The organism is Lentisalinibacter sediminis, assembly GCF_040706615.1.
Lineage (GTDB): Bacteria > Pseudomonadota > Gammaproteobacteria > Steroidobacterales > Woeseiaceae > Lentisalinibacter > Lentisalinibacter sediminis.
The window spans coordinates 41,736-67,673 of sequence record NZ_JAPDRF010000009.1; the positions used below are offsets into that span (position 1 = coordinate 41,736).

Here is a 25,938-nt window from a genome sequence, read left to right on the forward strand (position 1 = left end):
GCCCCTCCTACAAGCCCCTCCTACAAGCCCTCCTACATGATGAGGCGCACCCTCGTCCTCCAATCCCACCGAGACCCCCTGCCGGCCCCATGGCTGACCCGCTGCCTGGCTTCCGTGCAGTCCTGGGCCGGCGCGGCCGGCTACGTTTACCGCTACATCGGCGACGAACTCTTCGACCCCGTCCCCGACCACCTGCGTGAGCGTCTCCGCGGCCAGCCGGTGGTGGCCAGCGATCTCGCCCGGCTGATCGCCCTGCGTGCCGCTCTCGACGAGGGTTTCGAGGCGGTCGTCTGGTGCGATGCCGATTTTCTCGTGTTCGATCCGGAGCGCCTGGCGCTGCCGGCCGAGTCGTATGCCGTCGGCCGGGAAGTCTGGATAGAGGAGCGCGGCGCCGGGCGCACGCCCCGCGCCCGGGTGAAGGTGCACAATGCTTTCCTGCTCTTCCGCCGCGGCAATCCGTTTCTGGATTTCGTTATCGACGCCGTCCTGCGCCTGCTGGCCGCCCACCCGAGCCCTTACCCGCCCCAGTTCGCCGGCCCGAAGCTGCTGACTGCACTGCAGAACATCGTCGGTTTCCCTGTGGCCGAGCGCGCCGGCATGCTGAGCCCGCCGGTGATCCGGGACCTTGCTGCGGGCGGCGGGCCGTGCCTCGAGCTGTTCCGCGCGCGCAGCCCCGAGCCGGTGGCGGGGGCGAACCTGTGCGCCTCGCTGGCCGGCGGCCGGGAGATGGCGGATAGCGAGGTGGACGAGGCCATAGCGCGCCTGATGCGCGTAGGAGGGGCTTTAGCCCCGACCCATTAAAGAATCGGGCCTGAAGGCCCTCCTACATCAGGTGATCCAGCCCTTCTTCTTTGCGGTTACCGAGGCCCACATGAGGTAGGCGGCGATGACGAGGATCAGGACGGGCAGCACCAGGTCGGCGGCGGTGCCCTCGAAGGCCGTGAAGGCGTAGCCCGCCCAGCCGAATACGGCGATGAGCGACACCGCGAACGTCGGTACGGCCCAGGCCTTGCGCAGGAGCAGTCCTACGGCGCCGAAGGTGCCGCCGAATACCGCCAGTGCGTAGGCCCCGGTGACCCACGCGGGCACCGGCGGTGCGGCGCCGGCCTCGCTCATCACGTGGCCGAGATAGGTGGCCACGCCGATCAGATTCCAGAGCAGCGCTACCCAGGCAACGGTCCAGTACAGGCCGGGCGGTTTGTTGTCCAGCTCGGTCATGATCTCCCCCTTTTGTCTGTTCTTATGAGGCGAAAGTGTGCGCCGCAGCCCGGTGCCGATCAAGTCTCCACGGTGAAGTGCAGGCCGGCGTTGTCGACCAGGCGGCGGATGAGCTTCTCGCCCATGGCCGGCGCCGTCGTCCAGATGCCGCCGGGCATGTCGGTGGCATCGCGCAGCAGGCAGACAGCGCTCTCGGCAATCATGCGCGAGGTGGAGCCGTAACCGGGATCGAGATCGCCGCCGACGCTGGCCCGGATCTCGCGGCCGTCCGGCATCTCGCCGATGAACAGCACATCGTAGGAGCCGGCTTCGCGTTCCTCCTTGCTGGGCCCTTCGCCGGGCTGCGGGGCGTTGTCGCCGCCGAGGGAATCCGCCTTGGCGATTGCCTTCGCCTTCGCCTCGCCTTCCTCGCCGGGGCCGACCACCAGCATCTCGTCGTAGACGAACTCCTCGCCGTAGGCATGCCCCAGCAGTGCGTTCGAGCGGTGCACGTTGCGCGTATTGATGGGCGCCATGATGAAGGGGGCGCACCACACGTCCATGGACTCGTCGTATGCCGGCTTCGTGCCCCGTGGCTGTTCCGGACCGCTGAAACCGGGTGTGAGCGCAAAAGGATCGCGCAGCAGGGCCAGCACGCTCGGATTGTTCTGCGCGGCGGCCAGCGTGGCCTTCAGGCTTGCCGCCGTGCCGCCGGAGAAGCCGCCCTTCATCTTGCGGACCCGGCCTTTTACGCGTGGTGCCGTCGCGCCGAACTCCTTCTTTGCCGCCTGTTGCAGGAAGTACACGCCCAGGTCGAAGGGGATGGAATCGAAGCCGCAGGAGAAGACGATGCGGGCGCCGCTCTCGGTGGCCTGCTCCTCGTGCTGGTCGATCATGTGGCGCATCCAGGCGGGCTCGCCGCAGAGATCCACGTAGTCGGTGCCGGTCTTCGCGCACACGGCGACCAGGTCGGAGCCGTAAAGCTGGTAGGGGCCGACGGTAGTCAGCACGAGACGGGTGCGTTCCGCCATCGCCTGCAACGAGGCCGGATCGCTCGCATCGGCGACGAGTAACGGGGTGTCCTTTGGCGCGCCGATCTCGTCACGTACGGCGGCGAGCTTGTCCTCGCTGCGGCCCGCCATGGCCCACGCGAGATCCGGGTCGTCGCCATACTGCTGGACGAGATATTCGGCGACCAGCCGTCCGGTGAAACCGGTGGCGCCGTACAGGACCAGGTCGAATTCTTTCTTGTCGCTCATGCGTTGACTCTCTCTCTCCGTGTAACGGTCTTGTCTGATGGGAATGTTGTGGACCCTAGCTTACTCCGGGTATTCGGGAAACTCCGGCAACGCCGCCGCGGTGCACGACCATGCGCTGCGCGAGCCGGTGAAGATCCGCGCCCGGGGCGAAATGTCCGTCTCAGCGCAGCACGCCGTCCTCGCGCAGACGTTCGATGATTGCACGCTGGCGCTCGATCACGGCGTGCTGCGACAGCATGCGGCCTTGCGCCATGGCGCCGTGCGGCGCCCAGTCGGTATCCGCGTAGGCGGATTCGTAGGCGCCGAAGGGCTGGCGCGAGAGGAGGTTCGCCATGCCGGTGCGCCGGCGGGCCGCGCGCAGGGCCGGCAGATCGAGGATGGCATTGGCGTTCACGCTCTCGCCGCTCTCGGCCTCGCCCAGTATCCTGCCCTCCCAGTCCACCACTTTGGACATCGCGTCGGCGGAGGCGGAGGGCAGGGGCGTGCCGGCGATGCCGGCCGTGTTCGCCGAGACCACGTAGGCCATGTTCTCGATGGCGCGGGCACGCTTCATGACGTCCTTCTTCGTCTGCAGCGGCGAGCCGACCTCGGAGGTGTGATGCAGCAGGATCTCCGCGCCCTTCATCGCGGTCATGCGGGCGATCTCCGGGTACAGGATCTCCTCGGAGGCGATGGTGCCCAGCGTGCCGATCCCGGTGCGGGCCACGGGGAAGACGGCGTCCGCGCCGTAGCGAGCCAGATAGTCGTCCCACACGTCCCAGGGCGTCGGCGTGTACAGAGATATCATGCGCCGGTAGCGCAGGATGGTGTCGCCGTTCGGCGCGATCACGGTGTTGGTCTGGAAATAGAGCTCCGGGAAGGCGGGGTCGTTCTCGTAGAGGTTGCCCGCGAGATACACGCCGAAGCGCTCCGCGATGCCCGCCAGCGCCTCGTACTCCGGCCCGCCGATGTCGACGGCGGCCTTGGCCTTCCATTCCTCCCGGCTCTCGCGCAGGGGGAAGCCGGTGAGGTAGTACTCGGGTAGCACCACCAGGCGCAGCTCGCTGCCGTTGAAGGTCTTCAGGAACCGCTTGGCGGATGCGACCTGGCCGGCGATGCGGCGGATGGAGGCCATCATGCGGGCGCGAGCCGCCTCCGGGGTGGCGTCCTGGTTGACCGCGTCGCACAGGGTCTGCAGCGCGAGGGCGGAGTAGCGGGGAGCGTCGTCGTCGGCGCGTGCACGGTGGGTGAGAGGCAGGAGGGCGAGGGAGCCGAGGCCGGCGAGGACGTCGCGGCGGCTAATGGCCGCCGGCAGGAGGGCCTTCAGGCCCGATTCCGTCGCCGACTGTGTGGCCGATTCTCTGGACGATTCGCAATCGGGCCTGAAGGCCCTCCTACGTGGGGGTTTCATGCCTCGGGCTCCTTCAGCGATTCCATTTCGTGTGCGGCTGCAAGCCATTCCGCCTCGGCGGCCGCCAGTTCGCGTTCCAGGTCCGCCTGATCGGCCAGCAGAGCTTTCAGGCGGTCCCGGTTCGCCTCATCGTACAGGTTCTCGTCGGCCAGCTCCGACTGCAGCTTGCCGCGGCGAGCCTCCAGCGCCGCCAGCGATTCCTCCGCGCGGGCCAGCCGTTTCTTCACGGGTGTCAGCTGCCGGCGCCGCTCGGCTTCCCGGCGTTTGCGCTCGCGCCGCGCCGCGGCCGTGTTGGTCGTATCTTCGTTGCCGCTGACCTCTTCGTCCGTGCGCCGGTCGCCCCGGTTGTGCTCGGCGAGCCAGCGGGGGTAGTCGTCCAGGCTGCCGGCAAACTCGTCCACGGTGCCGCTGTGCACCAGCAGCAGGGTGTCGCAGGTGACGCGCAGCAGATGCCGGTCGTGGGAGACGATCAGCATGGCGCCCTCGAAATCCTGCAGCGCGACGGCCAGGGCCTGGCGCATCTCGATGTCCAGGTGGTTGGTCGGCTCGTCCAGCAGCAGCAGGTTGGGGCGGCGGTAGACCAGCAGCGCGAGTGCCAGCCGGGATTTTTCGCCGCCGGAGAACGGGCCGGTGGGCATGAACACCGTGTCTCCGGAGAAGCCGAAGCCGCCGAGGAAGTTCCTGAGCGCCTCCTCGCGGGCGTCCGGGTCGACGTCTGCCAGATGCTCGATGGCCGAGCGCGCGGGGTCGAGCTGCTCCACCTGGTGCTGGGCGAAGTAGCCGACAGCGAGGTCCTTTGCCGGCAGCCGTTCCCCGTCACGGGGCTCCAGCATGCCGGCGGCGAGTTTGATCAGCGTGGACTTGCCGGCGCCGTTCGGCCCCAGCAGCCCGATGCGGTCGCCGGGGGCGAAGGCGAGCTGCACGCCGGAGAAGACGGTGACGTTGCCGTAGCCGGCCGACACCCGCTCCAGCGTGAGAAGAGGGCGCGGCGTCTTCACCGGCGGGAGCAGCGAGAAGCGGAACGGGGAGTCGACGTGCGCCGGCGCGATGGTCTCCATACGCTCGAGCGCCTTCAGCCGGCTCTGGGCCTGCCGGGCCTTCGTTGCCTTGTAGCGGAAGCGCTCCACGAAGGAGCGCATGTGGGCGATCTCGCGCTGCTGTTTCTCGTACTGGGCCTGCTGGTGGGCGAGACGCGCCGCGCGCACGGTCTCGAAGGTGGTGTAGTTGCCGGTGTACAGGGTGAGCTGCCCGCGCTCGATATTCAGGATGTACTCCGCCACGCCGTCCAGAAAGTCGCGATCGTGGGAGATCAGCAGCAGAGTGCCCGGGTACTCCCGCAGCCAGCCCTCCAGCCAGATGACCGCATCCAGATCCAGGTGATTCGTGGGCTCGTCCAGCAGCAGGAGGTCCGAGCGGCACATCAGCGCACGGGCCAGGTTCAGGCGCATGCGCCAGCCGCCGGAGAAGGTGTCGACGGGACGCTCCTCCTGGCCGGGCAGGAAGCCGAGGCCGTGCAGCAGGCGTGATGCACGGCTGCGGGCGGTATAGCCGTCTGCGGATTCGATGCGGGCATGAGCTTTCGCAATGGCCGTGCCGTCGCCGGCCGCCTCGGCGTCCGCCAGGTCGGCCTCGATCGCACGGAGGTCGGCATCACCGTCCAGGACGTATTCGATGGCGGGCCTGGTATCGGAGGGCGTGGCCTGGTCGACGTGGGCGATGACCCAGTCCGGCGGCAGCCGGCACTCGCCGGCATCGGGAGCCAGTTCGCCGAGGATCATCCGCAGCAGGCTGGTCTTGCCCGTGCCGTTGGCGCCGGTCACGCCCACCTTCTGCCCGGGGTGGATCTGGGCGCCGGCGTGTTCGAACAGGAGCCTCGGCCCGCGGCGGAGCGCGACGTCAGAGAGCTGGAGCATCGACACATTGTAATGGAGCTTTCGCCGAGCCCCACGGGGTGTCTTACACTGGGTTCACCGCAGAGTCAGGGAACGCAGCTCCATGAGACGACACCTCTTCGACAGCCCCCTGGGCCAGGTCCACTTCGTGGACAGCGGCGACCCGGCGGCCCGGCCCCTGCTGCTGATGCACCAGGTGCCCCGGTCGGTGGACGAGTTCGCCGAGGTCATCCCGCTGCTGGACGAGCACCTGCGCGTGATCGCCATGGACCTGCCCGGCTACGGCTGCTCCGATCGTCCGCCGTCGCAGCCGGATATTGCGCAGTACGCCGAGGTGGCGGTCGCGCTGCTCGATCACCTGGGTCTCCCGCGCGCCGCGCTCGGCGGCCACCATACCGGCGCCATCGTCTCCATCGAGGCGGCCGCCGCGTGGCCGGAGCGGGTATCGCACCTGGTCCTGTCGGGTCCGGTCTACATGGACGAGGCGGCGCGACGGGAGCTCGGCGCCGTGTTCGAGCAGTGGCACGTGCAGCCGGACGGGTCTCATCTGGCGGAGAAATGGCACCGGATGGCCGGCTGGATCGACGATCCGGCGCTTACCCAGCGCTGCGTGCTGGACCTGTTCCGGGCCGGCGAGACCAGCGAATGGGGCCATTTCGCGGTGGCGGAATACCCGATGGAGGAGCGCCTGCCGCGGGTGAAAGCGCCGGCGCTGGTGCTCTCGGGCGTTGACGATCCCTTCAGTCAACCCCATAAGAATCAGGTATTTGCAGAAGTTCTCCCCGATTGCCGCCTGGCGACCATCGGCAGCGGCATATTCATGTTGAACGAGCGGCCGCGGGAGTGGTCTGAATCTGTCCTGGCGTTTCTTGGCTGAAGATCGGCTGAAATTTGCGGCATTCCACAGTGTGCGCCGCGGTCCGATCCGTATAATTAGCGCCGAAACTCCATCAAGACCAGGTATATCATCCGCTATGACGACCGAATCCAGATCGACCCCGGGGCTCCAGTGGGTCAACATCATCTTCTTCGCCGTGACGACGCTCGGCGGCGTCGTCGGCGCGCCGCTCTATATCTATTACAACGGCATCGCCGCGGCGGAAATCTGGCTGGCGCTGGCGTTCTTCGTGCTGAGCGGCCTCGGCATTACCGTCGGCTATCATCGGTTATTCGCCCACGCCACGTTCAAGACCAACCGCGTGGTGAGGTTCCTGATGCTGTTCTTCGGCGCGGCGGCCTTCGAGCAGTCGGCCCTCGAGTGGTCATCGCAGCACCGGGATCATCACAAGTACGTGGATACGGACAAGGACCCCTACAGTATCAAGAAGGGCTTCTTCTACGCCCATATCGGCTGGCTGATCTTCTGGAAGCGTGAGAACGACTTCAGCAACGTGAAGAACCTCTCGAACGATCCGATGATCATGCACCAGCACCGCTACTACGTTCTGTGGGCGACGGTGGCAGGCATCCTGACCCCGGCGGCCATCGGCTGGATGACAGGACACCTGCTGGGCGCGCTGCTGATCGCCGTCTGCCTGCGCCTGACGCTGGTCTATCATGCCACGTTCTTCATCAATTCCGTCTGCCACACCTTCGGCAAAGCCACCTACGACGTGGATGCCACAGCGAAGGACAACTGGCTGGTGGCGTTCCTGACCTTCGGCGAGGGCTATCACAACTTTCACCACCGTTTCGGCGGCGACTACCGCAACGGCGTGCGCTGGTATCAGTTCGACCCGAGCAAGTGGACCATCGCCCTGCTCGAGAAGCTGGGTCTCGCGTGGGACCTCAAGCGGGTGTCCGACTTCCGCATCATGGCCGCCCGGCTGGACGGCGAGAAGACACGGCTGGACAGCTGGCTGGAGGAGACTGCGGATGCGTCGCATCGCCTGCGTGCCAACTTCGGTGAGCAGGCCGCAAGGCGCTACGAGCGGCTGCGCAAGCGCCTGGTCGACTGGGAGGCTGCGGCGAAGGAGCACAGCAAGGTGCTGCAAGGCCAGGTGTCGAACTATTCTGACGACATCCGCGAGTCCACCCGCCGCCGGGTTGCTGAGGCCAAGGCCCGCTTCCAGGAGGCGCGTGCCGACTGGAACTCGCTGCTGAGGGAGTGCGCGGTAGCCGCCTGACCGGCAGCCGCCCAATCATCCTCTAGACAACCTCGAACCAGGGGAGCCGTGCTGAGTCAGCCGGCTCCCTTTTTCATTCCCGCTCCCAGCGAAAGCCGAGGAAGCCGAGTACCGCCCCGCGGAAAAAGGAATCCGTGACGCAGGACAGGTGCGACTTGCCGGGCACGATGACGGCCTTGCCGCCCGGGATCGCCTCCGCCAACGGGATCGGGCTGCCGGCCACGGTGTCCCGGGACCCGGCGATGACCAGCGCCGGGGTCTCCACTTCCTCGAACGCGGTCTCGCGCAGACCGGCGAACGAACCGAGCAGGCATGCGGACAGCGCGCCCGGCCGTCCGCCGATCTTCGTCATCTTCTCGTACAGCGGCACCATCGCCGGGATGGCCAGCGAATCGGTCTTCTTGTTGTCTGCCGTCAGCTTGAAGCCGCGGGAAGTCCAGTATTCGGGATCCTCCAGCTCCAGCAGATTAATGCCGGTGCCGCCGATCACGACGGAGTGGAAGCGCTCGCCATGGTGGGCGAGCAGCCAGCCGGCATTTCGCCCGCCCATCGAGTAGCCGAACAGGTCCGCCTGGTCGATTTCCAGGTGATCCATCAGGCGGATCACGTCGCCTGCGATGCCCTCCGGCGCGTAGTCCTCCGGCTCGGAGGGCTTGTCGCTGCGGCCGTGGCCGCGGGCATCCGGGGCGATGACCCGGAAGCCCGCGTCGCGCAGCACCCGGTACCAGCCGGTGGCCTTCCAGTTGGTGATGCGGTCGGCCGCGAAGCCGTGCAGCAGAATGACGGGGTCGCCCTCACCGACGTCGTCATAGGCGATGCTGAAGCCCTGGGAGTCGAAGCGTTCCATCAACGGCGCTCGCGGGGGACGCGCAGTGTCATGCCGGCCGAGACGCCGGCGTGGTCCGAGGGCCAGAGGCCTGAGATCGTCTTGTCTTCGGGCTCCTCGCCGATAACGTCGGCACGCACGCCACGCACGATGGGGCCGCCGTAATGGTCAGGCGCCTGGCGCACCCAGATGAGGTCGATCCGTTCCTCGAGCTGCGAGACCGGGTTGTCGAGCAGGGTGTCCTGGCAGCAGGTGTAGCCGGGGCTCCAGCGTCCGCCGCGTTCGTTCCAGACATCGATGTAGGTGGCGTGGGTCATGACGGAATAGGGCGTCGGACAGGACGTGGGGATGAACCCGCCGCCGCCGTCCGGCACGAGACAGTCTACGTGCGGACCGTCATCCGGACTGGAGTTGAAGTCGCCGACCACGACCTGGACGTGGTCGTCCGCGTACAGGAACTGGACGAGTTCGGTTGTCTGTGCCGCCTGGATGGCGCGGAAGAAGGGTCCCAGCTCACCGCCGCCACTGACCTCCAGGTGGGTGTTCACGAAGCGGTAGTCGCGACCGCGTACCGTCGCTTCGACCGCGGTATAGCCGCGCAGCACCTTGTCGAAGCCTGGCAGCAGCGGATTGTCCACCGGAAGTCCTGCGTCGAAGTTCTTCGCCACCGGATTGCGGGTCTCGACATCCTTGCGCGCGATCGTGACGTCCCGGTCGGTCAGAACGACGTAGACCGGAGTCCCGTCCGGCAGGCTGGCCGGCAGTCCGGCCAGATCGATATTCGTGACCGACGCGGCTTCCCGGTAAAGCGTGCCTCTGGCGTTCAGGTTGGCCAGCAGGATGTCGAGGTAGTCGAGATCGACGGGACACTGCGTGAGTGCCGCGTCCAGGCACAGCCGGATCACGTAGACCTCCTGCAGACCGACGAGGTGCGGGCGTTCCTCCCGGATCAGCTCGGCCAGCTTCATCGCGCGCTGGGGGTAGTCCGTGGCGAGGATCTGGCGCACGACCAGCGCTGCCGCCTCCGCGAAGTCCTCGGGTGGCACCGACAGCGGCAGCAGTATGTCGCCGCCCACGTAGAGGTTCTGTGTCATGACCGTGAGCTGGCCGGCCCGGAACTTACGGAAGTCCCCGGCATCGACGCTGCCGACGCCGGCCAGGAACAGAAGCGCCGCTGTGAACAGCAGTAAGAACCATTTCGGGAATTTCATGTCGCTTTCCTCCGCTTGCGACGGCGATGCGACTCATCCCTGTACGCATCCGCGGCCGCGGCATGCTTGTTCGTGCAGATTCCTTCGGGCGGCGGACTCGCCGCAATAGGGACTTGTCACCGCTCAGCGATTGCCCTGAACGAGTACGCCGATATCGTCACCCCGGATCTCCCGCGGCGCCGAGTCTCGCCGGCGGTTGGGCCCGAAGGAGTAGACGAAGCTCACCTCCTCGTCGCCGGCGCATTCGTGGCGCACCCAGTAGGGCAGGCCCCAGGGGTCCAGGAAGTAGCGCGCCCGGGTGGCATCCAGCCCGTCCGTCGTGAGGTTCGCGAACCGGCCCTCGCTGAGGTAGCTCTGGCCCCACTCCACGCGGAAGGTATACACGCGCTTGTGCACGCCGCAGCGGGTGCGCACGCGCTCGTGGGTGAAGTCGGCGGCGAGCGCCCGGAGCTCCGTCTCGGCGGCGCGCCGGAGTTTGCCCGGGTCGCCGTGCAGCAGGGTCGTAGCCCGCAGCGTGCCGAAACCCAGAGCGGCCGTGAGCACGGCCCCACCGAGCGCGATCGCGGCGCCGGCATTCCCTGCGCCGCCGCCGAGTTCCTGCGCGTTGGCGGCGATCGCCGTCAACATTCCCAGGCCCAGCATGAGCTCGGCCCATTCGCCGGCATACTCGAGGGGATAGGCGGCGTAGAAGGCGGCAGTGGCGGCGAAGGCGGGCATCAGGGCGGGGTGCGGCGCGACGATGGCCAGCTTCGACAGCAGGCGGCCGGTGGCCGGTATGGCGGCGGCGAGCGGCAGCGCCACGCCGTAGCCGAGCACGATGAGCTGGAAGGCGAGCTGGCGCAGGTCGCTGGCCACCACGTTGTGGAGGTTCAGCTCCTGCTGGAAGTTGTCGGTGAGGAAGTACTCGGGCGGCGTGAAGCCGAGCAGCCGCTGGCCCCAGGAGATTTCCTCGCCGGCGACGAAGACGCAGAACAGTCCGAGGCCGAGCACGAACCAGGGCACCCGGCGATGGCGCCACCACTGGTGATGCGCAGCCCAGGCGGCCGCGGCGGCGGCCAGCAGGAAGGCCCACACGGTGGCCCATTCGAGCCAGTGGTCCTCCTGGACGATGCGGTAGTAGAGCTCGGCATGACGCGCGTCCAGATACCAGGCCAGAGCAGCCGGAGAAGCAACGATCAGGTTGGCGATGAGCCAGCGCGCCGGACGCATGGGTCTCTCCAGAAAAACGAAGGGCAGGTCCCGGAGGAGCCTGCCCTTCGATGATACCGGCATTCCGCCGGCTTCCGGTTCGTCGTTAGCGCTCAGAGCACGGAGGCGATCGCCTCGATCTCTTCGCGGGTCAGGGCCTGCAGGGCCTCGGTGCCCATGCCGCCGCGGTTGCCGTCGATGGCTGCCTCGATCTCGTCTGCCGTGGCGCCGCCGACGTCAGTCTCCGCAAGCGCGCCATGGCAAGCTTCAGCGCAGTTGGCAGCATACAGCGCCTCACCGTCGGGCGCCTCGGAGCCCCCGCCGGTCGAACCATCCGTTGCCGTGATGGTGACGCTGTCTGGAGCACTGTCCTCGGTGCCGTCGTTGACGACCAGCTCGGCGATGTAGTCGCCGGCCACGTCGGGCGTGAACGACGGATCCGCCAGCGTCGCGTCGTCGAGTGACGCCGCGCTGCCTTCCGGCACCTGCAGGCTCCAACTGTAGGTGAGCATGTCGCCGTCCGGGTCGGAACTGCCCGTTCCGTCCAGCATGTAGGCGACGCCAACCGCTACGGAGTCATCCGGGCCTGCGTCGGCGATCGGCGGCGTGTTGGTGCTGGGCGTGCGCTGGTCGTCCTCGGCGCGCACCGTCTCGGCTTCGAAGCAGCCGTCGGTGCCCTCTGCACCGAACACTTCCGCGTCCAGACCGGCTTCGAGATCGCCGAGCCCGGCTTCGGCCGACTCGCTGCCCTCGTCCGTGAGCGTGACCAGGGTGATGGTCGTGTCGTCGTCGACGCACACCTGGCGGTCGCCGGTTTCGGCCGTGGTCAGGATGAACTGATCGGCCTCGGTGTCCACGCTCTGGATGATGCCGGTGATGGTCTCGCCGACCGCGGCGTCCGGATCCAGCACGATGAACGAGGTGCGCAGCGCATCCGGCTCGTCATTGGAGAGCGCGATCACGCCCTCGAAGTGGCCGATCTGGCCGCGCAGGAGGTCTTCCCGCGTGAGTCGCTCGCCGGCCTTCGTGAACACGCCGGTGCCGTCCTGGTAGAGACCGGTGAGGACGGTATCGTCGCCGAAGCCCTGTCCCGGCGCGATGGCCAGCCCGAACTCGTCGTCGACGTTGATGTCTTCGGTGATCTCGCCGTTCAGGCGCTCGAAGGTGCCCATGTCGCCGAGCTCGATGACGTAGGCCTCGAGAATCAGATCGTCGTCGTCGAAGGAAGAGTCGCTGTCGCTGTCCGTGTCGGAATCGGAGTCGGCCGAGTCTTCGGAGCCGTCGGTGTCGCTGTCGCTGTCACCATTGTCGTCGCCCCCGTTGCCGGAGCCGTTGTCCGTATCGCTGTCCGTATCGGTGTCCGAATCGCCGTCGGTGTCGCCGTCGTCGGCCGGCGTCTCGTCGCTGGCCCGCAGCCGGCCGATCGCGGTCAGCGGCTCGCCGACGACGATGTCGCCGAACAGGGCCGGCGTACCGTCGGTGCCGAAGATGCCGGTCTCGCCGCTAGCGAGGACGGTGACACACTTGTTGTTGTCGCTGTCATCACCGCCACGATCGGAGTCGCTGTCGTCGTCGCTGTCGTCAGAGGCCCGACCCTGCTGACACAGGACGAAGCTGTCCTCGGTATCGCTGACGGAGTCTACGGAACCGAAGATGCGCGTGAGTTTCGTGCCCGGTTCCATCGAACCCTCGTCGCTGATCTTCACGAAGACCACAGGCCGGAACTGGAATTTCTCGCCGTTGCCGGTCTCGACCACCTTCAGCGATTTCTTCGCATCCACGTCGATCTCGACCAGCAGTGTCGAGCCCGGCGTAACGAAGAAGGTGCCGCGGGGATTCAGGTCGACCTTGCCGTTGCCCGGCAGCTTGACCGAGTACTCCTCCACCGGGTCCGTGTCGAGATCCACGATGGTCAGGTCGTCGAGGATCAGGCGGATCTTGTCGTAGTCGCCGGCGGGGACGTCCTCGGCAACGGTGAACAACTCGTTGAAGCTGCCCAGTTGCAGGAAGTCGACCACCTCGGCGGGTTCGCCGTCGGGTATCGAGAAGATGGTCACGTCGCCGCTGTCGCCGAGCAGGCGGATCTCTCGGATCTCGGCCAGGAACTTGTCGAAGCGATCCGTGGGACCGTCGGTGAACATGATGCCGACGGTGCCGGTCTTCGCCGACGAACTCGGCGGCGGCGTCGGATCCGGGTCGGGCTCGGTTCCCGCGGGGCTGCCTCCGCCTCCGCCACCGCAACCGGCGAGGAGGAAGAGTACGGAAAGCGCGGCGATGCCGCGCCGCCAGTCAGTCGTGTTCATCATGATTCGCTCTCGTTCGGTTATCGAGTGAATGTATTGGGCATTTTCGTCCTATATGCGCAGGAATCAACCTGTCGCAAACCGGCGACAGGTCCAGGCGGCTCCCGGGACCCTCGAATCATGCAGTTAGCCGGGCTCGCGGCCTCTTATGTCAATTCTGCAGCCCTGTTCGCGGCGGCCTCCGCGTCGCGGTGCGCGAAAAATCCCGCTGCTCCGGGTTGCGAGGCACGGCGGCCCGGCCCCGGACTTGCAGCCGATATCCCGGGTTGGGGTTGCATGGGCCTCTAATGTGTGCGTAAACTGCACACATGAGTTCCCAGCTGAGCGAAATCACCCGAAGTGCCTGCCGCCGCCTCCTGCGGCCGGTGATCCGGATGCTGCTCAGACTCGGCATCAGCTGGAAAGAGTTTGCGGAGATAGCGAAATTGGTATTCGTCGAGATCGCCAGAGAGGACTACGGCGTACACGGCAGGCCCACCAACGCTTCCCGCGTCGCTCTCATGACGGGGCTCAGCCGCCGCGAGGTCGGCGAGATCCGCAAGCGTCTCGACAGCGAGACCCCGCTGGCGATCGAACCGAAGAGCCGCATCTCGCGGGTGCTGACAGGGTGGTACAAGGACCCCGAGTTCTCCGCAGGCGGGCGGCCCAGGGAACTCGACGAGGCCGAGTTCCACCGGCTGACGCACCGCTATGCCGGGGACATCCCGGACCGGGCCATCACCAAGGAGATGCTGGCCCTCGGGCTGATGGAAGCCGCGGCGGCGGGCCGCTACCGGGTGGTGCGGCGCGACTACCTGCGTGACGCAGCAGACGCCGACATCGTCCGCCACATGGGCCAGGCGCTGCATGACCACGGGGTCTCACTCGCGCACAACCTGAACCCCGAGCGCAGCGAAGGCTGGTTCGAGGGCTTCGCCTCCAACGATCACATGCCCCGAGGCGCCGCCGAGAAGCTCAATGCTCTCCTGCAGCAGGACGGTCAGGCCTTCCTCGAGCGGGTCGATGCCTGGCTGAGCGAGCACGAGCTCGACGCGCCGCACGGCACGGGCAACGGCAACAGCAACAGGAACGGAACAGAACCCGTCAGCCGCATCGGCGTCGGCGTCTACCTTTTCGAACATCCGCAAGACACTCACTGAAGCATTCAACGCAAGGAAGATTCCCATGGCATCCCCCTCCCCGAAACTGCTCGCTACACTCCTCGCAGCGCTCGCTCTTGCCGCCTGCGGCGGCGGTGGCGGCGACTCCGGCAGCATCGCCCCGCCACCGCCGCCGGACGACGGCGGCGACACCGGGGGCATCGACCGCAGCGGCATCTTCGTGCTCGGCTCCATCAGCGGGTTCGGCAGCGTCATCGTGGACGGCGTGAGCTTCGATACGTCCGCTGCCACGATCGAGGTGGATGACGAGCCGGCCACGGAAGCTGATCTGAAGACCGGCGAGATCGTATTCGTCGCCGGCGAGATCGACGATGACGGCAATGCCACGGCGGCTACCGTGGCTACCGACGATCTGTTGCGTGGGCCGATCGGGAGCATCGACCTCGTCGCCGGCACGTTCGTGGTGCTGGGTCAGACCGTGAAGGTGGAGGTCGACACGGCGTTCGACGATTCGGTGCCCAACAACGCCATCGATGGCCTGAGCGTAGATCAGGCGGTGCGCGTGGACGGCTTCCTCTCCCCCGACGGACGCATCATCGCCACCCGCGTGGAACGCGACGACGGCGACGACCTGCAGGTGGTCGGTGTCGTCGGCAATCTCGACGACTCGGCGCTGACGTTCACCATCGGCGCCCTGCTCATCGATTATTCGGCGGCGACGTTCGAGGACTTCGACGGCGCCGATCTGGCTGACGGTCAGGTGGTGGAGGTCGAGGGCAATGCGCTGAACGCCGGTGGCGAGCTGCCGGCGACGAAGGTCGAGCGGATCACCGACGACCTCGGCGCCGACGACGACGACCTGGCCGAAATCGAGGGCATCGTCACCGCGGTCATTTCCGGCGACGAGTTCGAGGTGAACGGCATCGCCGTCGGCACCGATGGCGCCACCGTGTACGAGGGTGGCGGCCCCGCCGACATCGTCGAAGGCGCGCGCGTTGAGGTGGATGCCGTGGCACAGGCCGGTGGCACCCTGCTTGCCACGAAGGTGGAATTCGAACCCGAGAAGGTCGTGGAGATCGAGGCTACCGTGGAGGCGGTGAATGCCGCCGCAGGCACGCTGCAGACCCTCGGCATCACCGTAGCCATCGAGGACGGCACCCGGTTGGAGGACGACAGCGACCTCGACCTGCGCCGCTTCTCGCTCGCCGACATCAGCGTGGGTGACTTCGTGGAGATCGGCGGCAGCGAATCCGGCACCTCCGAGGCGACAGCGGTGCTGCTGAAGCGCGACGACGACGGCGACGACGGCGTCAAGCTGCAGGCCCGGGTGCAATCGGTCGGCGAGCCCGACTTTACGCTGCTCGGCGTTACCGTGCGCACGAACGGCGAGACAGAGTTCGAAGACGGTGACACGGAGATCACGGCGGCGGAGTTCTTCGCCAATGCGGTCGGCCGGATCGTGGATGTCGAAGGCACCTGGGACGGCAGCGTGCTGACGGCCGATGAAGTCGAGTTCGAGGTGGAGGACTGATGCGATGACGACGAAAAGAACTGCGGATCTCCGGGTCGGCCCGGCTCCCTCGGCTCTGCCCGCCGGCTCGGTGCGTCCGCTGGAAGCCGGCCGCCTGCGGGCGGCACGCTCGGCGTTCGTGACCCGGCGGGTGCCGCTGGAAGACGCGAAGACGCTGGTCACGGACGCCTGCCCCACTGCCGGCGACCTGGTGCTGGCCCGGGTCAAGCGCATCCGCCACCACGGCAAGCTGCAGTGCGCGCGCGGGCGGCGCGTGCAGCTGTTCCACGGCGACGAGATCGTGGTCTGCTACGGCGATCGCTATGCGCCCCAGCAGTTCGAGGCCTACGTGCCGCGAACCATCGGCCATTGCCACCTGGTGGCCTCCGGCGGCGTCGCTGCCCAGGCCGTCAACTGGCATCAGCGCATCCACCGCGGACCCACCGAGATCGAGGCACTGGGCATCCTGGCCGACGAGCACGGTAATACGCTCAACCTGCGCCGCTACACGCTGCCGGCGGGCTCCGGCGGCGAGGCGCCGCCGCGCGTGATCGTCGTGGCCGGTACCTCCATGGATTCCGGCAAGACCACGGCCGGCGCCCACCTGGTGCGCGGGCTGACCCGGGCAGGCCTGCGCGTGGGTGCCGCGAAGATCACCGGTACCGGCGCCTGCAACGACTACTTCCTGATGAAGGATGCCGGTGCGGAGCCGGTGCTCGATTTCACCGACGCCGGCTACGTCTCCACCTACCGCGTTGGCGAGGCCGCAATCCGGCGCATCTCGGAGACCCTGATCGCCGAACTCGGCCGCAGCGGTGTCGACGTAGCGGTGGTCGAGGTGGCCGACGGCCTGGTCCAGTCCGAGACCGCGGCGCTGCTCGGCGCTGACTGGCTGCGACGGGCGATCGACGGCGTCGTCTTCTGTGCGCAGGACGCGATGGGCGCGAGGGCGGGTGTGGACTGGTTGCGTGAGCGCGGCCACGGCGTTATTGCCGTCTCCGGTCTGCTGACGGCCGCACCGCTGGCCATGCGCGAGACCGCCGACCTGGTGGAACCGCCGGTGGTTGGCCTGGACGGCCTGTCCGACCGCTATGTCTCCCGCTCGCTGCTCGCCTGTGAGCACGGCGGCACGGAACTGCGCGATGCCGTCGCAGGCTGAAAGCCTCGCCCTGGACGTCCGCGCCGCGGCCCGGGCGGCGCCTGCCCGCTTCGCCGCGCTGCTGGCGAATGCGCTGGGGCAGGCGGCCTGCACGGTCGCCCTGGCACTGGGCGCGAAGGCGGTCGTTGGCGGTGGCGCCGGTGGCGTCATGCTGGCGGTGCTGGTGGCGGCCGCGCTGGCCGGCGCGTGGCTGCGCGGACGAGAGCGTGTGGACGCGGAGGAGCTGGGTCAGGTCTTCGTGCACGGGCTGCGCCTGCGGCTGTTCGAGCATCTCCTCGGCGTGCCGTCGCGCACGCTGGCGGGCAAGCCGAAAGGTGGTGCCCTGGTGCGCTTCGTCGGTGACCTGCAGGCGATCAAGACCTGGGTGAGCCGGGGGCTCGCCCAGTTACTGGTGGCGCTGCCGCTGCTCGTAGCGGCGGTCGCCGTCCTCGCATGGATGGACGCGTTGCTCGGCGCGATGGCCGCGGGCCTCGTCGTCGTCGGAGGCTTCGGCGCCGCACTTCTCGCCGGTCCGCTCGCGGATGCCAATCGGCGTCTGCGTAACCGCCGTGGTCAGCTGGCCCGCTTCGTCACCGAGATGATGCAGGCGGTGCCCTCGGTCCAGGCCCACGGCAAGGAGTCCCGGGAGCGGCGCAGGCTCGACAGCCGCGGTGAAAAGCTGATCCACGCCGCCGGCGATCGCGCGCGCCTGGTGGGCCGGGTCCGCAGCCTGGTGCAGCTGCTGGGCTCGGGTGCCCTGCTCGCCGTACTGGTCGGCGGAGCCGGCCGGCTCGACGCCGCGGAAATGGTGGCTGCCCTGACCGTGGTCGCCTGGCTCACCACGCCGATCCGTGATCTCGGCCGGGTGTTCGAGTACTGGCAGGCAGCCGACGTGGCGCGCGAGCGCATTCGCGCCTTCCTGCGCTGGCCGCGGCTGCCCCGCAACCGCAGCGGCCGCCGTCTGCGCCGGGCCGCCGGCGAGCTGCGCTACGAGGCGGTGGTTGCCTGCCCGGGTGCCGCTCCGCTGGATCTCGCGATCGAGGCCGGCAGCGTCATCGCGATCACCGGTCCGAACGGCTGTGGCAAGAGTTCGGTGCTCGCCGCCACCGCCCGGCTGCAGGCTCCGGTCGCCGGCAGAGTGTTCCTCGACGGTCAGGATCTGGCCCGGGTACGCAACCGGGACATACGCCGCCACGTCGCCATCGTCGGGCCGGATCTGCCGCTCATCCGCGGGTCCGTGCGCCGCAACGCCAGCTACCGCAGCCGCGGCATGACGCCACAGGCGTTCCGCAGCCTGATGCGCCGCTGCCGCCTGGAACACCTCCTGGAGGAGGGCGGCGACTCCCCGGACCGCATCGCCGAGGCCGGACTGAATCTCTCCAGCGGCGAGCGCCAGCGACTCGCTCTGGCGCGCGCGCTGTGGCCCGAGCCCAGCGTCCTGCTGCTGGACGAGATCGATGCCCACCTGGATGCCGAGACGCTCCGGGTGGTGAAGAACATCATCGCGGGTTTCCCCGGCACCGTCGTCGTCGTCACGCACGATCCGCGGCTGCTGGAGGCGGCGGGCCGGGTCATCGAACTGGCCGCAGACGGCTCGGTGGGTTCCGACCGGGCGCACGCCGCCGCAGACGTCGCCTGAGCGCCGGCCATGACGCGTCATACCGCCGGCGGCGGCCTCATCGTGAAACGGAAGCTGGTGTGCGAGCCCCGCACCCGCTATCTGCGCTTCCTGCCGCGTGATCCGGATCCGGCGCGGCTGCCCATGATCTGCGTCCATGGCATCAGCCGTCATGCGCGGGGTCATCTGGAGGCCTTCGTGCCCTGGGCCGAGAGCACCGGCACGGAGCTGATCGCGCCGCTGTACGACCGCCGGCGCTATCGCGGCTACCAGCGCCTGCGGTCGTCCAACCGGCGCCTGCATGCCGCCGCGGCGCTGGACGCGATCCTCAACGAAACCGTCATGGACCGTCCGTGCCTGCTGTTCGGCTTCTCCGGCGGGGCGCAATTCGCGCACCGTTACGCGCTGGTGCGGCCCGGCAGGGTGGCCGCCCTGGCGATGGCCGCTGCCGGTTGGTATACCTTCCCGAGCCGCGCCGCGAGCTTCCCTTACGGTCTCGCGTCCGGCCGCCTGCCGGGATCGCTCGCCATCGACTACCCGGGCTTCCTCGGCCTGCCGAAATGCGTGCTGGTGGGCGACCGCGACGTGGAGCGGGACGACTCCCTGCGCTCGAACCGCCGCCTGGACAGCGAGCAGGGCGACAACCGGCTCACGCGCGCCACGGCCTGGGTGGAGGCCGTGAACCGGCAGGCTCGCAGGACGCCGGGAGCCCCCGCCTGCGAACTCGTGATCATGCCCGACGCGGGCCACGACTGGAACGAGTGCTATGCCAGCGGCGGACTCGCCCGCCGCGTCACCGACTTCTTCGACGGGCTGCAGCCGCAGGCCTCGGCAACCCCCGACTCGCCTTGCCCCCGCGTTGCTGCGGCGGGCGCTTATACGCCTTTCGATTGACCATGGAGAGAATCATGCACACGTTACCGTGCCGCTTGCTGTTGTTCGGAATCCTGGCCGGGGCGGCGCCGATATTTACCGCCGCGGCCGCGGAGACGTCGTTCAGCCTGGACGACGGCGCCGAGATCGAGTGGGACGACGACCGTTATCTCCGCGTGGGCGGGCGCATACACTACGATGTCGCCCGCTACGACGACGACGTGACGGTGCTCGAGGACGAGCAGGACTTCCGCCGCGCCCGCGCCATCCTGCGGGCCCGCTATGACGACTGGCAGTTCCGGGCGGATTACGACGTCGGCATCGTCGAGGGCTGGCGCAATCTGTATGTGCGCTACCGGGGCTGGAGCCGCAAGCGGCTCACCATCGGCAATCAGGTGGCGCCGTTCTCCCTGGACGATCTGGCCAGCAGCAACGATCTCACTTTCATGGAGCGCTCGCTGGCCTCGGCTCTCAGCCCCGGCATGCTCACCGGTGTCTCGCTGCGGGCCTGGGGCGACGACTGGAGCGCCACTGCCGGCGTGTTCGGCGACGAGCTCAGCGATCTCGACCGGCGCACCGTCGACGGCACCTCGGTGATCGGGCGAGTGACCTGGGCGCCCATCCGCAAGAAGCGCCGGGTGCTGCACCTCGGACTGGCCCAGGAGTACCGCTCCGTGGATTCCAACGAGGACGTGCGCATCCGCGCGCGCCCCGAGTCCCGCCTGACTGACGAGCGCCTGGTCAACACCGACCGTCTCGCGGGCGTGGATACCCTCTGGACGACGGGGCTCGAGTTCATGGGCATCCTCGACAACGTCCGCCTGCAGTCGGAGTTCATGCGCATGGGGCTCAGCGGCGGCCCCAGCGAGGCCGACTTCACCGGCGGCTACGTGCAGGCCGGCTGGATCGTCACCGGCGAGCGTTACCGCTACAGTCGTTCCCGGGGTGTGCCCACGTCCGTGCGGCCGAGAGGGGACTGGGGTGCGCTGGAACTCTCGGCCCGCTACAGCACGCTGAATCTCGAGGATGGCCCGGTGACCGGCGGCGAGCAGTCCCAGATCACCGCGGCTGTCTCGCTCTATCTCAACGAGCAGCTGCGGGTCTCCGTCAACTACAGCCGCTACGATGCCGCGCCGAACACCGACGGCATCGACGAGGACGGCTCCATTCTGATGTTCCGCTTCCAGGCGGCGTTGTAGGAGTCGCGCCATGCAGCACTTTCGCCGCGTCAGGGATCACGTCGACCTCGCGCCACTGCTGGCGGAGCTGGCGGAGCACGATGCGCTCTGGGCCGCGCAGCCTGGCCGCCAGCTCACCGCGCCCGCGCAGCGCCATACCAACGCCATCCCGATCCGCGGCCTGCGCCGCTCGCGTATCCGCGGCCGCCGGCGCCGGGACGTGCACGAGAGCCGCTACACGTCGCTGTCCGCCAGCTTCCCCGCCACCGTGGCGTTCATCGAGGCCTTCGCCGCCGAGCGCAACGGCAGCCTGGGCCGTGCCCGCTATGCCCGGCTGCCGCCCGGCAAGACGGTGCTGCCGCACACGGACCGTGGAGAGTACTACCGCTACCGTGACCGCTATCACCTCGTGATCCGCAGCGAGAAAGGCAGCCTGCTCCGCGCCGGCGGAGAGAGCGTGCGCATGCGTGAGGGCGAACTCTGGTGGTTCGACAACAAGGCCGTGCACGACGCCTGCAACGACTCCGCATCGGACCGCATCCATCTCATCTTCGATCTTATCCCGGCGGATCGGCGGATCCCCGGCGGTGCGCAGGATCCGCGCCGGATTGTTGCCGGTGAACGCGCCGCCCGTGAGAGCAGGGCCGTGCAGGACGTGGCGCGCGCGGTGGCGCTCTACGTCAGCGCCCGCGAGCAGCCGGCGGAGTGGGCCGCGCTGCTGGACGAGGCGGGGCTGCTGGGCAGCGCCGAGAGCAAACCCATCGCGGCGCTCGCGCGGCTGCTGTGGCCCGACCTGCGGTCGTCACGCCGCGCGTGCTACGAGTCGGCGATCGGCTGGTCGCTCGGCCTCATGGACATCGGCGCGATCGGGCCCGGCGACGTACCGGAGGCGGTCCGGGCTGCCGGCGGCCTCGAGGCGGTGCACGAACGCTGGCGGGCGGACCGGGATGCGGCGCTCTACGACTTCCGCGCGGCCGGTGCCGACGGGTATCCGGACGAGAGGTCGACTGGCGAATCCGCCGCCGGGTAGTAGAATCCGGCGGAGTAGCGGAGGAGCCGACATGAGCGACGACAGGACGGACCCCCGGGCGCAGCGCCCCCTCGAAGAGAACGTGAAGTCGCGGTCCACCTGGCTGCGGCTGTTCTTCATGCTGGTGATCGCCTTCCTCTACGGCGTCTCGCGCTTCGTGCTCGGCGCCGTCGTGGTCGTCCAGTTCTTCTGGGTGCTGTTCACCGCCGAGACCAACGGCAACCTGAAGCGCTTCGGTCAGCAACTCGCCACCTATACCTACCAGATCGTGCGCTATCTCACCTTCAACACCGAGGAACGCCCGTTCCCCTTCGATCTCGACTGGCCGCAGGAGTAGGACGGGCGTGAGCCTCGGAGTCTTCTCCCTCGCCGGAAAGATCGTGCTGGTGACCGGGGGCGCCGGCGGCATCGGCGCCGCGACCGCACTGCGCCTGGCCGAAGCCGGGGCGGACGTCATCGTGCATTACCACACGGCAGGCGAGCGCGCCGATGCCCTGGCCCGGCGTATCGGCGACCAGGGCGGCCGTGCCTCTACCGTCGGCGCCGACCTGTCGCGGGAGGAAGGTATCCGCGCGCTGCTCGGCGAACTCGAGCGGCGGGACGGCCTGCCGGACGGCGTGGTCAACATGGCGGCACGCCAGGACGTCACGGCATTCGCGGAGATCGGCGCGGACGAATGGCGCGGGCTCATGGCCACCAACCTGGACGGCGTTTTCCTGATCACCCGCGAGATGGCCGCCGGGTGGCAGGCGGCCGGGCGCGACGGCGCCGTCGTCAACGTGGCCTCCATCGAGGGCCTGGACCCGGCACCGAATCACGCCCATTACGCGGCGAGCAAGGCGGGTCTGCTCATGCTGACCCGGGCGAGCGCCATGGAGCTGGGCCCGGCGGGCATCCGGGTCAACGCGGTCTCGCCGGGGCTGATCGACCGGGAGGGCCTGGCGGAGGCCTGGCCGGAAGGCGTCGCCCGATGGCGGGAGAAGGTGCCGCTGGGTACGCTCGGCACGGGCACGGACGTGGCCGATGCCATCGTCTATCTGTTGAGCCCGGCGGCCCGCTGGGTCAGCGGTGCGAACCTGGTCGTGGACGGGGGGATGAGCGCGGCGGCGCGCTGGTGACGCCGCCGCGCCGCATGACAGACTAATTCGTCGGGGTCTTGTTCAGTCTTCCTCGCCGTCGCCGATCCAGGGTGCGACCTGCTCGGCGATCTGGCTGCGGTCGCCGACCACGACCACCGTCATGTCCTCCTCGCGGAGGTAGAGCTCGGCCGTCTCCGACACCTCCTCCGGCGTCACGGCGAAGACGTTGCTCACGTAGTCGGTCAGGTAGGAGTCCGGCAGCTCGTGCAGTTGCTGGAACGCGAGCAGGTTGATGATGCCGCCGCGGGTGGAGTTCTGCAGGACGAAGGTGCCGGCCGTGTAGTTCTTCACGCCGTCCAGCTCGTCCCCCGGCGGTGCCGTCGACTGCAGGCGCTCGACCTCGCCCATGATCTCCTCGATGGCGGGGCCGGTAACCTCCGTGGTCACGGCGGCCACTTCGGCCCAGTAGGCGTCCCGGTAGCGGCTGGACAGCGTGCTGAAGGGCGAATAGGAGTAACCCTTGTCTTCGCGGATGTTGCGGATGATGCGCGAGGAAAAGAACCCGCCCAGCAGCGTGTTGGTCACCTGCAGCGGGATCCAGTCCGCACTGGACGGGTCCGGCACCGCCAGCCCCAGATACAGGTTCGACTGGGAGGCGCCGGGCCGGTCGATGACGTCCACCGCCACCTTGCCCTCGGCGGGCTCGGGCACGTCGATCAGGATATCCGGGCCCCCCGCCCAGTCGCCGAAGGACTCGCGGATGGCGGCGCTCACCGCCTGCCGGTCGAACTGCCCGGCCACGTAGACGTGGGTGCGCCGAGCGCCGTAGTTGTCCTCGTAGAAACCGCGGGCGTGCTCCAGCGTGTAGGCGGCGAGCTGGTCTGCGTCCGGCAGCACGTTGCCGTAGGGGTGGTCGCCGTACAGTGCGTTACGGAACGCGGCCAGAGCCATCTGCTGGGGCTGGGTACCGGCGATGCTCAGCCGGCGCTGGCGGTCGCGCTTCAGCCGTTCCAGCTCGGAGGCCGGGAAGGCCGCGTTACGGACGATGTCCGCGAGCAGCCGCGTCATCTGCGGCGCGTATTCCGCCAGCACATCGCTCGCGACGATGGTGCGGTCGGCGCCGACCTCGACGCTCACCTGGCCCCCCATGGCGGCGGCCTGGCGCGCGATCGCGGCGGCGCTGCGGCTGGGCGTGCCCTCCAGCAGGAAGTCGCCGGCCAGGTCGGCGAGCCAGGTCTGCCCGCCCTCGTTGAGGTTGCCGGCCCGCACGACCACGCTGACAGTGGCCTTCGGCAGCGTGCCGAAGCCGACCAGCGTGGCCTCGAGCCCGTTCTCCAGGCCGAAGCTCTCCTTCTGCGGCAGCGAGAAGTCTCTGGGTTCGCCGCCCGGCGGCGGCGTCTCTTTCGCAGGCTCTGCCTCCTGCGCGCCGGCCGCCGCAGCCAGCAGGAGGACGGTCAATGCCCCTGCGGCGGTCAGCCTTGCTGTCTTACTGCTCATCGCTTGCCTCCTCCTGTTCGCCTGCCGCCGCGCCGGCTTCCAGCACGAATACCGTGCGGTTCGTCGGCCTGAGGTATTCCTTCGCCGTCCGCAGTACCAGATCCGGCGTGACTGCCAGGATGCGCTGTTCGAATTCGTTGATGAGTGAGGGATCGTCGTCGAACAGCGAGAGCGATGCCAGGACGTCGGCACGGCCGAAGCCGTACATGCTGCCCAGGTAGTCGTAGAACGAGGAGCGCCACTTCACCGTCGCGCGCTCCAGCGTGTCTGCGTCCACCGGTTCCGTGCGCAGCCGCCCGATCACCTCGTCGACGATGCCGGTGATGCGCTCGGCGGCGACGTCGTTGTCGTGGATGAGGTAGGCCTGCCAGAGCATCGGGCCGTTGTAGTTCAGCATGTTGCCCAGGAAGGCGTTGATGCCGCCGGACACCGACGAGGTGATGCCGGCATCCTTCACCAGCGCCTGGTGCAGGAGGCTGTCCTCGCCCTGTACCAGGATCTGGTCGATGAGCCCCATGGCGTACCACTCGGGGGTGAGGCGCGGCGGCACGTGGTAGGCGAAGGCGTAGCCCGGCCGCGTGGCGAGCGGATCGACCCGGCTCTCGCGCTTCTCGCTTTCCTGGCGCGGCTCGCTGATATCCGGCAGCACGATCTCTTCCTCCGTGCGCGGGATATCGCCGAAGTGCTTCTCGACGAGGGCCATGGCCTCGTCATAGTCGATGTCGCCCACGATGGCCACGGCCGCGTTATTCGGCGCGTAGTACTTTTCGAAGAAGTCGGCCACGTCGTCGAGGGTGGCGGCGTCAAGGTCCTCCAGGTCGCCGTAGAAATTATGGGCGTTGTACCAGTTCTCGTTGGCCGCCTGGGGCATGTCCAGCCAGGGGAAGCCGCCGTAGGGCGTGTTGAGGACATTCACCTTGACCTCGTTCTTCACCACCGCCTGCTGGTTGGTCAGGTTCTCCTGGGTGATCTTCAGGCTCGCCATGCGATCGGCCTCGGCCCAGAGCACGGTCTCGAGCTTGTGGGCCGGCACGATCTCGAAGTAGTTGGTGTAGTCGAATCGGGTCGAGCCGTTCAGCACGCCGCCGTTGCGCTGCACGAGCTGCACGAACTCCATCTTGCCGAGGTTCGCCGAGCCCTGGAACATCATGTGTTCGAACAGGTGGGCGAAGCCGGTGCGGTCCCGGGGCTCGATGCGGAAGCCGATGTTGTAGTAGACGGCCACCGTGACGATGGGGGCGGTGGTGTCCCGGGACATCGCCACCTTCAGGCCGTTGTCCAGCGTGTGGTAACGCACCGGTACCTGGTAGCCGGAGCCGGCATCGGCCGCATCGGTGTCCCGGGTCTCGGCGGATTCCTCGGGCGCATCGGCGCCCGCGGCGGGGGTCTGCGGCGCGCCGCCCGGTTGGCAGGCCGCCAGCAGCAGGGCCATGACCGCAACCGTCGGGCCGCGTCTGGCTGCGCGATAGTCTGATTTCATGAGGGTTTCCAGTCTTTCGGTGGAAAGGACAGCAGACTACCAG

The 25,938-nt window shown here is 68.3% G+C and carries 22 protein-coding genes; 12 read left to right on the plus strand and 10 right to left on the minus strand.

All coding sequences use genetic code 11. The features are described from left to right. Window positions 1-114 precede the first annotated feature (114 nt). Window positions 115-801, plus strand: coding sequence for a hypothetical protein (locus tag ACJMKX_RS17205; RefSeq protein ID WP_405228134.1), 687 nt, complete (start codon window positions 115-117; stop codon window positions 799-801). A 27-nt stretch (window positions 802-828) separates the two neighbouring features. On the opposite strand, the gene ACJMKX_RS17210 is transcribed toward ACJMKX_RS17205, so the two are convergent. The 4 genes from ACJMKX_RS17210 to ACJMKX_RS17225 all read right to left on the minus strand — a co-directional run bounded on the left by ACJMKX_RS17210 (window position 829) and on the right by ACJMKX_RS17225 (window position 5,759). Further along, window positions 829-1,218, minus strand: coding sequence for a hypothetical protein (locus tag ACJMKX_RS17210; RefSeq protein WP_405228136.1), 390 nt, complete (start codon window positions 1,216-1,218; stop codon window positions 829-831). A gap of 59 nt (window positions 1,219-1,277) precedes the next feature. Next, window positions 1,278-2,456, minus strand: a complete 1,179-nt coding sequence (locus ACJMKX_RS17215; protein WP_405228138.1) for a saccharopine dehydrogenase family protein — start codon at window positions 2,454-2,456, stop codon at window positions 1,278-1,280. A 160-nt stretch (window positions 2,457-2,616) separates the two neighbouring features. Beyond that, the gene (locus tag ACJMKX_RS17220; protein WP_405228140.1) at window positions 2,617-3,846 is read right to left on the minus strand and encodes a nitrilase-related carbon-nitrogen hydrolase; all 1,230 of its coding nucleotides are present in this window, start codon (window positions 3,844-3,846) and stop codon (window positions 2,617-2,619) included. Continuing rightward, a complete protein-coding gene (locus ACJMKX_RS17225; protein WP_405228142.1) occupies window positions 3,843-5,759 on the minus strand; it encodes an ATP-binding cassette domain-containing protein in 1,917 nt (638 codons plus the stop codon). Before ACJMKX_RS17225 ends, ACJMKX_RS17220 begins: the two co-directional genes overlap by 4 nt. Window positions 5,760-5,841: 82 nt before the next feature. Between ACJMKX_RS17225 and ACJMKX_RS17230 the strand changes: the two genes are divergently transcribed. Together ACJMKX_RS17230 and ACJMKX_RS17235 are read left to right on the plus strand one after the other, a co-directional pair. Next, complete coding sequence (locus tag ACJMKX_RS17230) at window positions 5,842-6,615, plus strand: alpha/beta fold hydrolase (protein WP_405228144.1); 774 nt, start codon at window positions 5,842-5,844, stop codon at window positions 6,613-6,615. 97 nt (window positions 6,616-6,712) lie between these two features. Then, window positions 6,713-7,864, plus strand: a complete 1,152-nt coding sequence (locus ACJMKX_RS17235) for a fatty acid desaturase (protein ID WP_405228146.1) — start codon at window positions 6,713-6,715, stop codon at window positions 7,862-7,864. 73 nt (window positions 7,865-7,937) lie between these two features. On the opposite strand, the gene ACJMKX_RS17240 is transcribed toward ACJMKX_RS17235, so the two are convergent. The 4 genes from ACJMKX_RS17240 to ACJMKX_RS17255 all read right to left on the minus strand — a co-directional run bounded on the left by ACJMKX_RS17240 (window position 7,938) and on the right by ACJMKX_RS17255 (window position 13,395). After that, on the minus strand, window positions 7,938-8,711 hold the full coding sequence (locus tag ACJMKX_RS17240; RefSeq protein WP_405228148.1) for an alpha/beta fold hydrolase: 774 nt from the start codon (window positions 8,709-8,711) through the stop codon (window positions 7,938-7,940). After that, on the minus strand, window positions 8,711-9,901 hold the full coding sequence (locus ACJMKX_RS17245) for an endonuclease/exonuclease/phosphatase family protein (protein WP_405228150.1): 1,191 nt from the start codon (window positions 9,899-9,901) through the stop codon (window positions 8,711-8,713). The genes ACJMKX_RS17240 and ACJMKX_RS17245 overlap by 1 nt, the downstream gene beginning before the upstream one ends. A 123-nt stretch (window positions 9,902-10,024) precedes the next feature. Further along, on the minus strand, window positions 10,025-11,110 hold the full coding sequence (locus ACJMKX_RS17250) for a hypothetical protein (protein WP_405228152.1): 1,086 nt from the start codon (window positions 11,108-11,110) through the stop codon (window positions 10,025-10,027). Between the two features lie 92 nt (window positions 11,111-11,202). Further along, a complete protein-coding gene (locus ACJMKX_RS17255) occupies window positions 11,203-13,395 on the minus strand; it encodes a DUF4382 domain-containing protein (protein ID WP_405228154.1) in 2,193 nt (730 codons plus the stop codon). Window positions 13,396-13,700: 305 nt separating this feature from the next. On the opposite strand from ACJMKX_RS17255, the gene ACJMKX_RS17260 reads away from it, so the two are divergent. From ACJMKX_RS17260 to ACJMKX_RS17300, 9 genes are read left to right on the plus strand one after another with little or no spacing between them, the layout of a single operon-like run. Continuing rightward, a complete protein-coding gene (locus ACJMKX_RS17260; protein WP_405228156.1) occupies window positions 13,701-14,531 on the plus strand; it encodes a DUF6502 family protein in 831 nt (276 codons plus the stop codon). A gap of 25 nt (window positions 14,532-14,556) precedes the next feature. Further along, window positions 14,557-16,023 carry a DUF5666 domain-containing protein gene (locus ACJMKX_RS17265; RefSeq protein WP_405228158.1) on the plus strand — a complete coding sequence of 489 codons (1,467 nt, stop codon included), beginning with the start codon at window positions 14,557-14,559 and terminating at the stop codon, window positions 16,021-16,023. 4 nt (window positions 16,024-16,027) lie between these two features. After that, window positions 16,028-17,161 (plus strand): hypothetical protein, encoded by a 1,134-nt coding sequence (locus tag ACJMKX_RS17270; RefSeq protein WP_405228160.1) that lies wholly within the window; start codon window positions 16,028-16,030, stop codon window positions 17,159-17,161. Next, window positions 17,145-18,779, plus strand: coding sequence for an ATP-binding cassette domain-containing protein (locus ACJMKX_RS17275; RefSeq protein ID WP_405228162.1), 1,635 nt, complete (start codon window positions 17,145-17,147; stop codon window positions 18,777-18,779). The genes ACJMKX_RS17270 and ACJMKX_RS17275 overlap by 17 nt, the downstream gene beginning before the upstream one ends. Before the next feature lie 9 nt (window positions 18,780-18,788). After that, a complete protein-coding gene (locus ACJMKX_RS17280) occupies window positions 18,789-19,652 on the plus strand; it encodes an alpha/beta fold hydrolase (RefSeq protein ID WP_405228164.1) in 864 nt (287 codons plus the stop codon). Between the two features lie 14 nt (window positions 19,653-19,666). Then, window positions 19,667-20,830, plus strand: coding sequence for an OprO/OprP family phosphate-selective porin (locus ACJMKX_RS17285; RefSeq protein ID WP_405228166.1), 1,164 nt, complete (start codon window positions 19,667-19,669; stop codon window positions 20,828-20,830). Between the two features lie 10 nt (window positions 20,831-20,840). Continuing rightward, window positions 20,841-21,839: an aspartyl/asparaginyl beta-hydroxylase domain-containing protein gene (locus ACJMKX_RS17290; protein WP_405228167.1), complete on the plus strand. Its 999-nt coding sequence runs from the start codon at window positions 20,841-20,843 to the stop codon at window positions 21,837-21,839. Window positions 21,840-21,870: 31 nt separating this feature from the next. Then, window positions 21,871-22,176 (plus strand): DUF4389 domain-containing protein, encoded by a 306-nt coding sequence (locus ACJMKX_RS17295; protein WP_405228169.1) that lies wholly within the window; start codon window positions 21,871-21,873, stop codon window positions 22,174-22,176. A 7-nt stretch (window positions 22,177-22,183) separates the two neighbouring features. Continuing rightward, the gene (locus ACJMKX_RS17300; protein WP_405228171.1) at window positions 22,184-22,957 is read left to right on the plus strand and encodes an SDR family NAD(P)-dependent oxidoreductase; all 774 of its coding nucleotides are present in this window, start codon (window positions 22,184-22,186) and stop codon (window positions 22,955-22,957) included. 42 nt (window positions 22,958-22,999) lie between these two features. On the opposite strand, the gene ACJMKX_RS17305 is transcribed toward ACJMKX_RS17300, so the two are convergent. Together ACJMKX_RS17305 and ACJMKX_RS17310 are read right to left on the minus strand one after the other, a co-directional pair. Beyond that, window positions 23,000-24,415, minus strand: coding sequence for a M16 family metallopeptidase (locus ACJMKX_RS17305; RefSeq protein ID WP_405228173.1), 1,416 nt, complete (start codon window positions 24,413-24,415; stop codon window positions 23,000-23,002). After that, entirely contained in the window at window positions 24,405-25,895 is a 1,491-nt protein-coding gene (locus tag ACJMKX_RS17310; RefSeq protein ID WP_405228175.1) for a M16 family metallopeptidase, read from the minus strand. The genes ACJMKX_RS17305 and ACJMKX_RS17310 overlap by 11 nt, the downstream gene beginning before the upstream one ends. Window positions 25,896-25,938 lie beyond the last annotated feature (43 nt).

What these genes read in the sequence shown, in the direction of transcription:
- ACJMKX_RS17210 (WP_405228136.1), bottom strand. Translation starts at nt 1,218, where the DNA reads ATGACCGAGCTGGACAACAAACCGCCCGGCCTGTACTGGACCGTTGCC.
- ACJMKX_RS17215 (WP_405228138.1), bottom strand. Translation starts at nt 2,456, where the DNA reads ATGAGCGACAAGAAAGAATTCGACCTGGTCCTGTACGGCGCCACCGGT.
- ACJMKX_RS17220 (WP_405228140.1), bottom strand. Translation starts at nt 3,846, where the DNA reads ATGAAACCCCCACGTAGGAGGGCCTTCAGGCCCGATTGCGAATCGTCC.
- ACJMKX_RS17225 (WP_405228142.1), bottom strand. Translation starts at nt 5,759, where the DNA reads ATGCTCCAGCTCTCTGACGTCGCGCTCCGCCGCGGGCCGAGGCTCCTG.
- ACJMKX_RS17230 (WP_405228144.1), top strand. Translation starts at nt 5,842, where the DNA reads ATGAGACGACACCTCTTCGACAGCCCCCTGGGCCAGGTCCACTTCGTG.
- ACJMKX_RS17235 (WP_405228146.1), top strand. Translation starts at nt 6,713, where the DNA reads ATGACGACCGAATCCAGATCGACCCCGGGGCTCCAGTGGGTCAACATC.
- ACJMKX_RS17240 (WP_405228148.1), bottom strand. Translation starts at nt 8,711, where the DNA reads ATGGAACGCTTCGACTCCCAGGGCTTCAGCATCGCCTATGACGACGTC.
- ACJMKX_RS17245 (WP_405228150.1), bottom strand. Translation starts at nt 9,901, where the DNA reads ATGAAATTCCCGAAATGGTTCTTACTGCTGTTCACAGCGGCGCTTCTG.
- ACJMKX_RS17250 (WP_405228152.1), bottom strand. Translation starts at nt 11,110, where the DNA reads ATGCGTCCGGCGCGCTGGCTCATCGCCAACCTGATCGTTGCTTCTCCG.
- ACJMKX_RS17255 (WP_405228154.1), bottom strand. Translation starts at nt 13,395, where the DNA reads ATGATGAACACGACTGACTGGCGGCGCGGCATCGCCGCGCTTTCCGTA.
- ACJMKX_RS17260 (WP_405228156.1), top strand. Translation starts at nt 13,701, where the DNA reads ATGAGTTCCCAGCTGAGCGAAATCACCCGAAGTGCCTGCCGCCGCCTC.
- ACJMKX_RS17265 (WP_405228158.1), top strand. Translation starts at nt 14,557, where the DNA reads ATGGCATCCCCCTCCCCGAAACTGCTCGCTACACTCCTCGCAGCGCTC.
- ACJMKX_RS17270 (WP_405228160.1), top strand. Translation starts at nt 16,028, where the DNA reads ATGACGACGAAAAGAACTGCGGATCTCCGGGTCGGCCCGGCTCCCTCG.
- ACJMKX_RS17275 (WP_405228162.1), top strand. Translation starts at nt 17,145, where the DNA reads ATGCCGTCGCAGGCTGAAAGCCTCGCCCTGGACGTCCGCGCCGCGGCC.
- ACJMKX_RS17280 (WP_405228164.1), top strand. Translation starts at nt 18,789, where the DNA reads ATGACGCGTCATACCGCCGGCGGCGGCCTCATCGTGAAACGGAAGCTG.
- ACJMKX_RS17285 (WP_405228166.1), top strand. Translation starts at nt 19,667, where the DNA reads ATGCACACGTTACCGTGCCGCTTGCTGTTGTTCGGAATCCTGGCCGGG.
- ACJMKX_RS17290 (WP_405228167.1), top strand. Translation starts at nt 20,841, where the DNA reads ATGCAGCACTTTCGCCGCGTCAGGGATCACGTCGACCTCGCGCCACTG.
- ACJMKX_RS17295 (WP_405228169.1), top strand. Translation starts at nt 21,871, where the DNA reads ATGAGCGACGACAGGACGGACCCCCGGGCGCAGCGCCCCCTCGAAGAG.
- ACJMKX_RS17305 (WP_405228173.1), bottom strand. Translation starts at nt 24,415, where the DNA reads ATGAGCAGTAAGACAGCAAGGCTGACCGCCGCAGGGGCATTGACCGTC.
- ACJMKX_RS17310 (WP_405228175.1), bottom strand. Translation starts at nt 25,895, where the DNA reads ATGAAATCAGACTATCGCGCAGCCAGACGCGGCCCGACGGTTGCGGTC.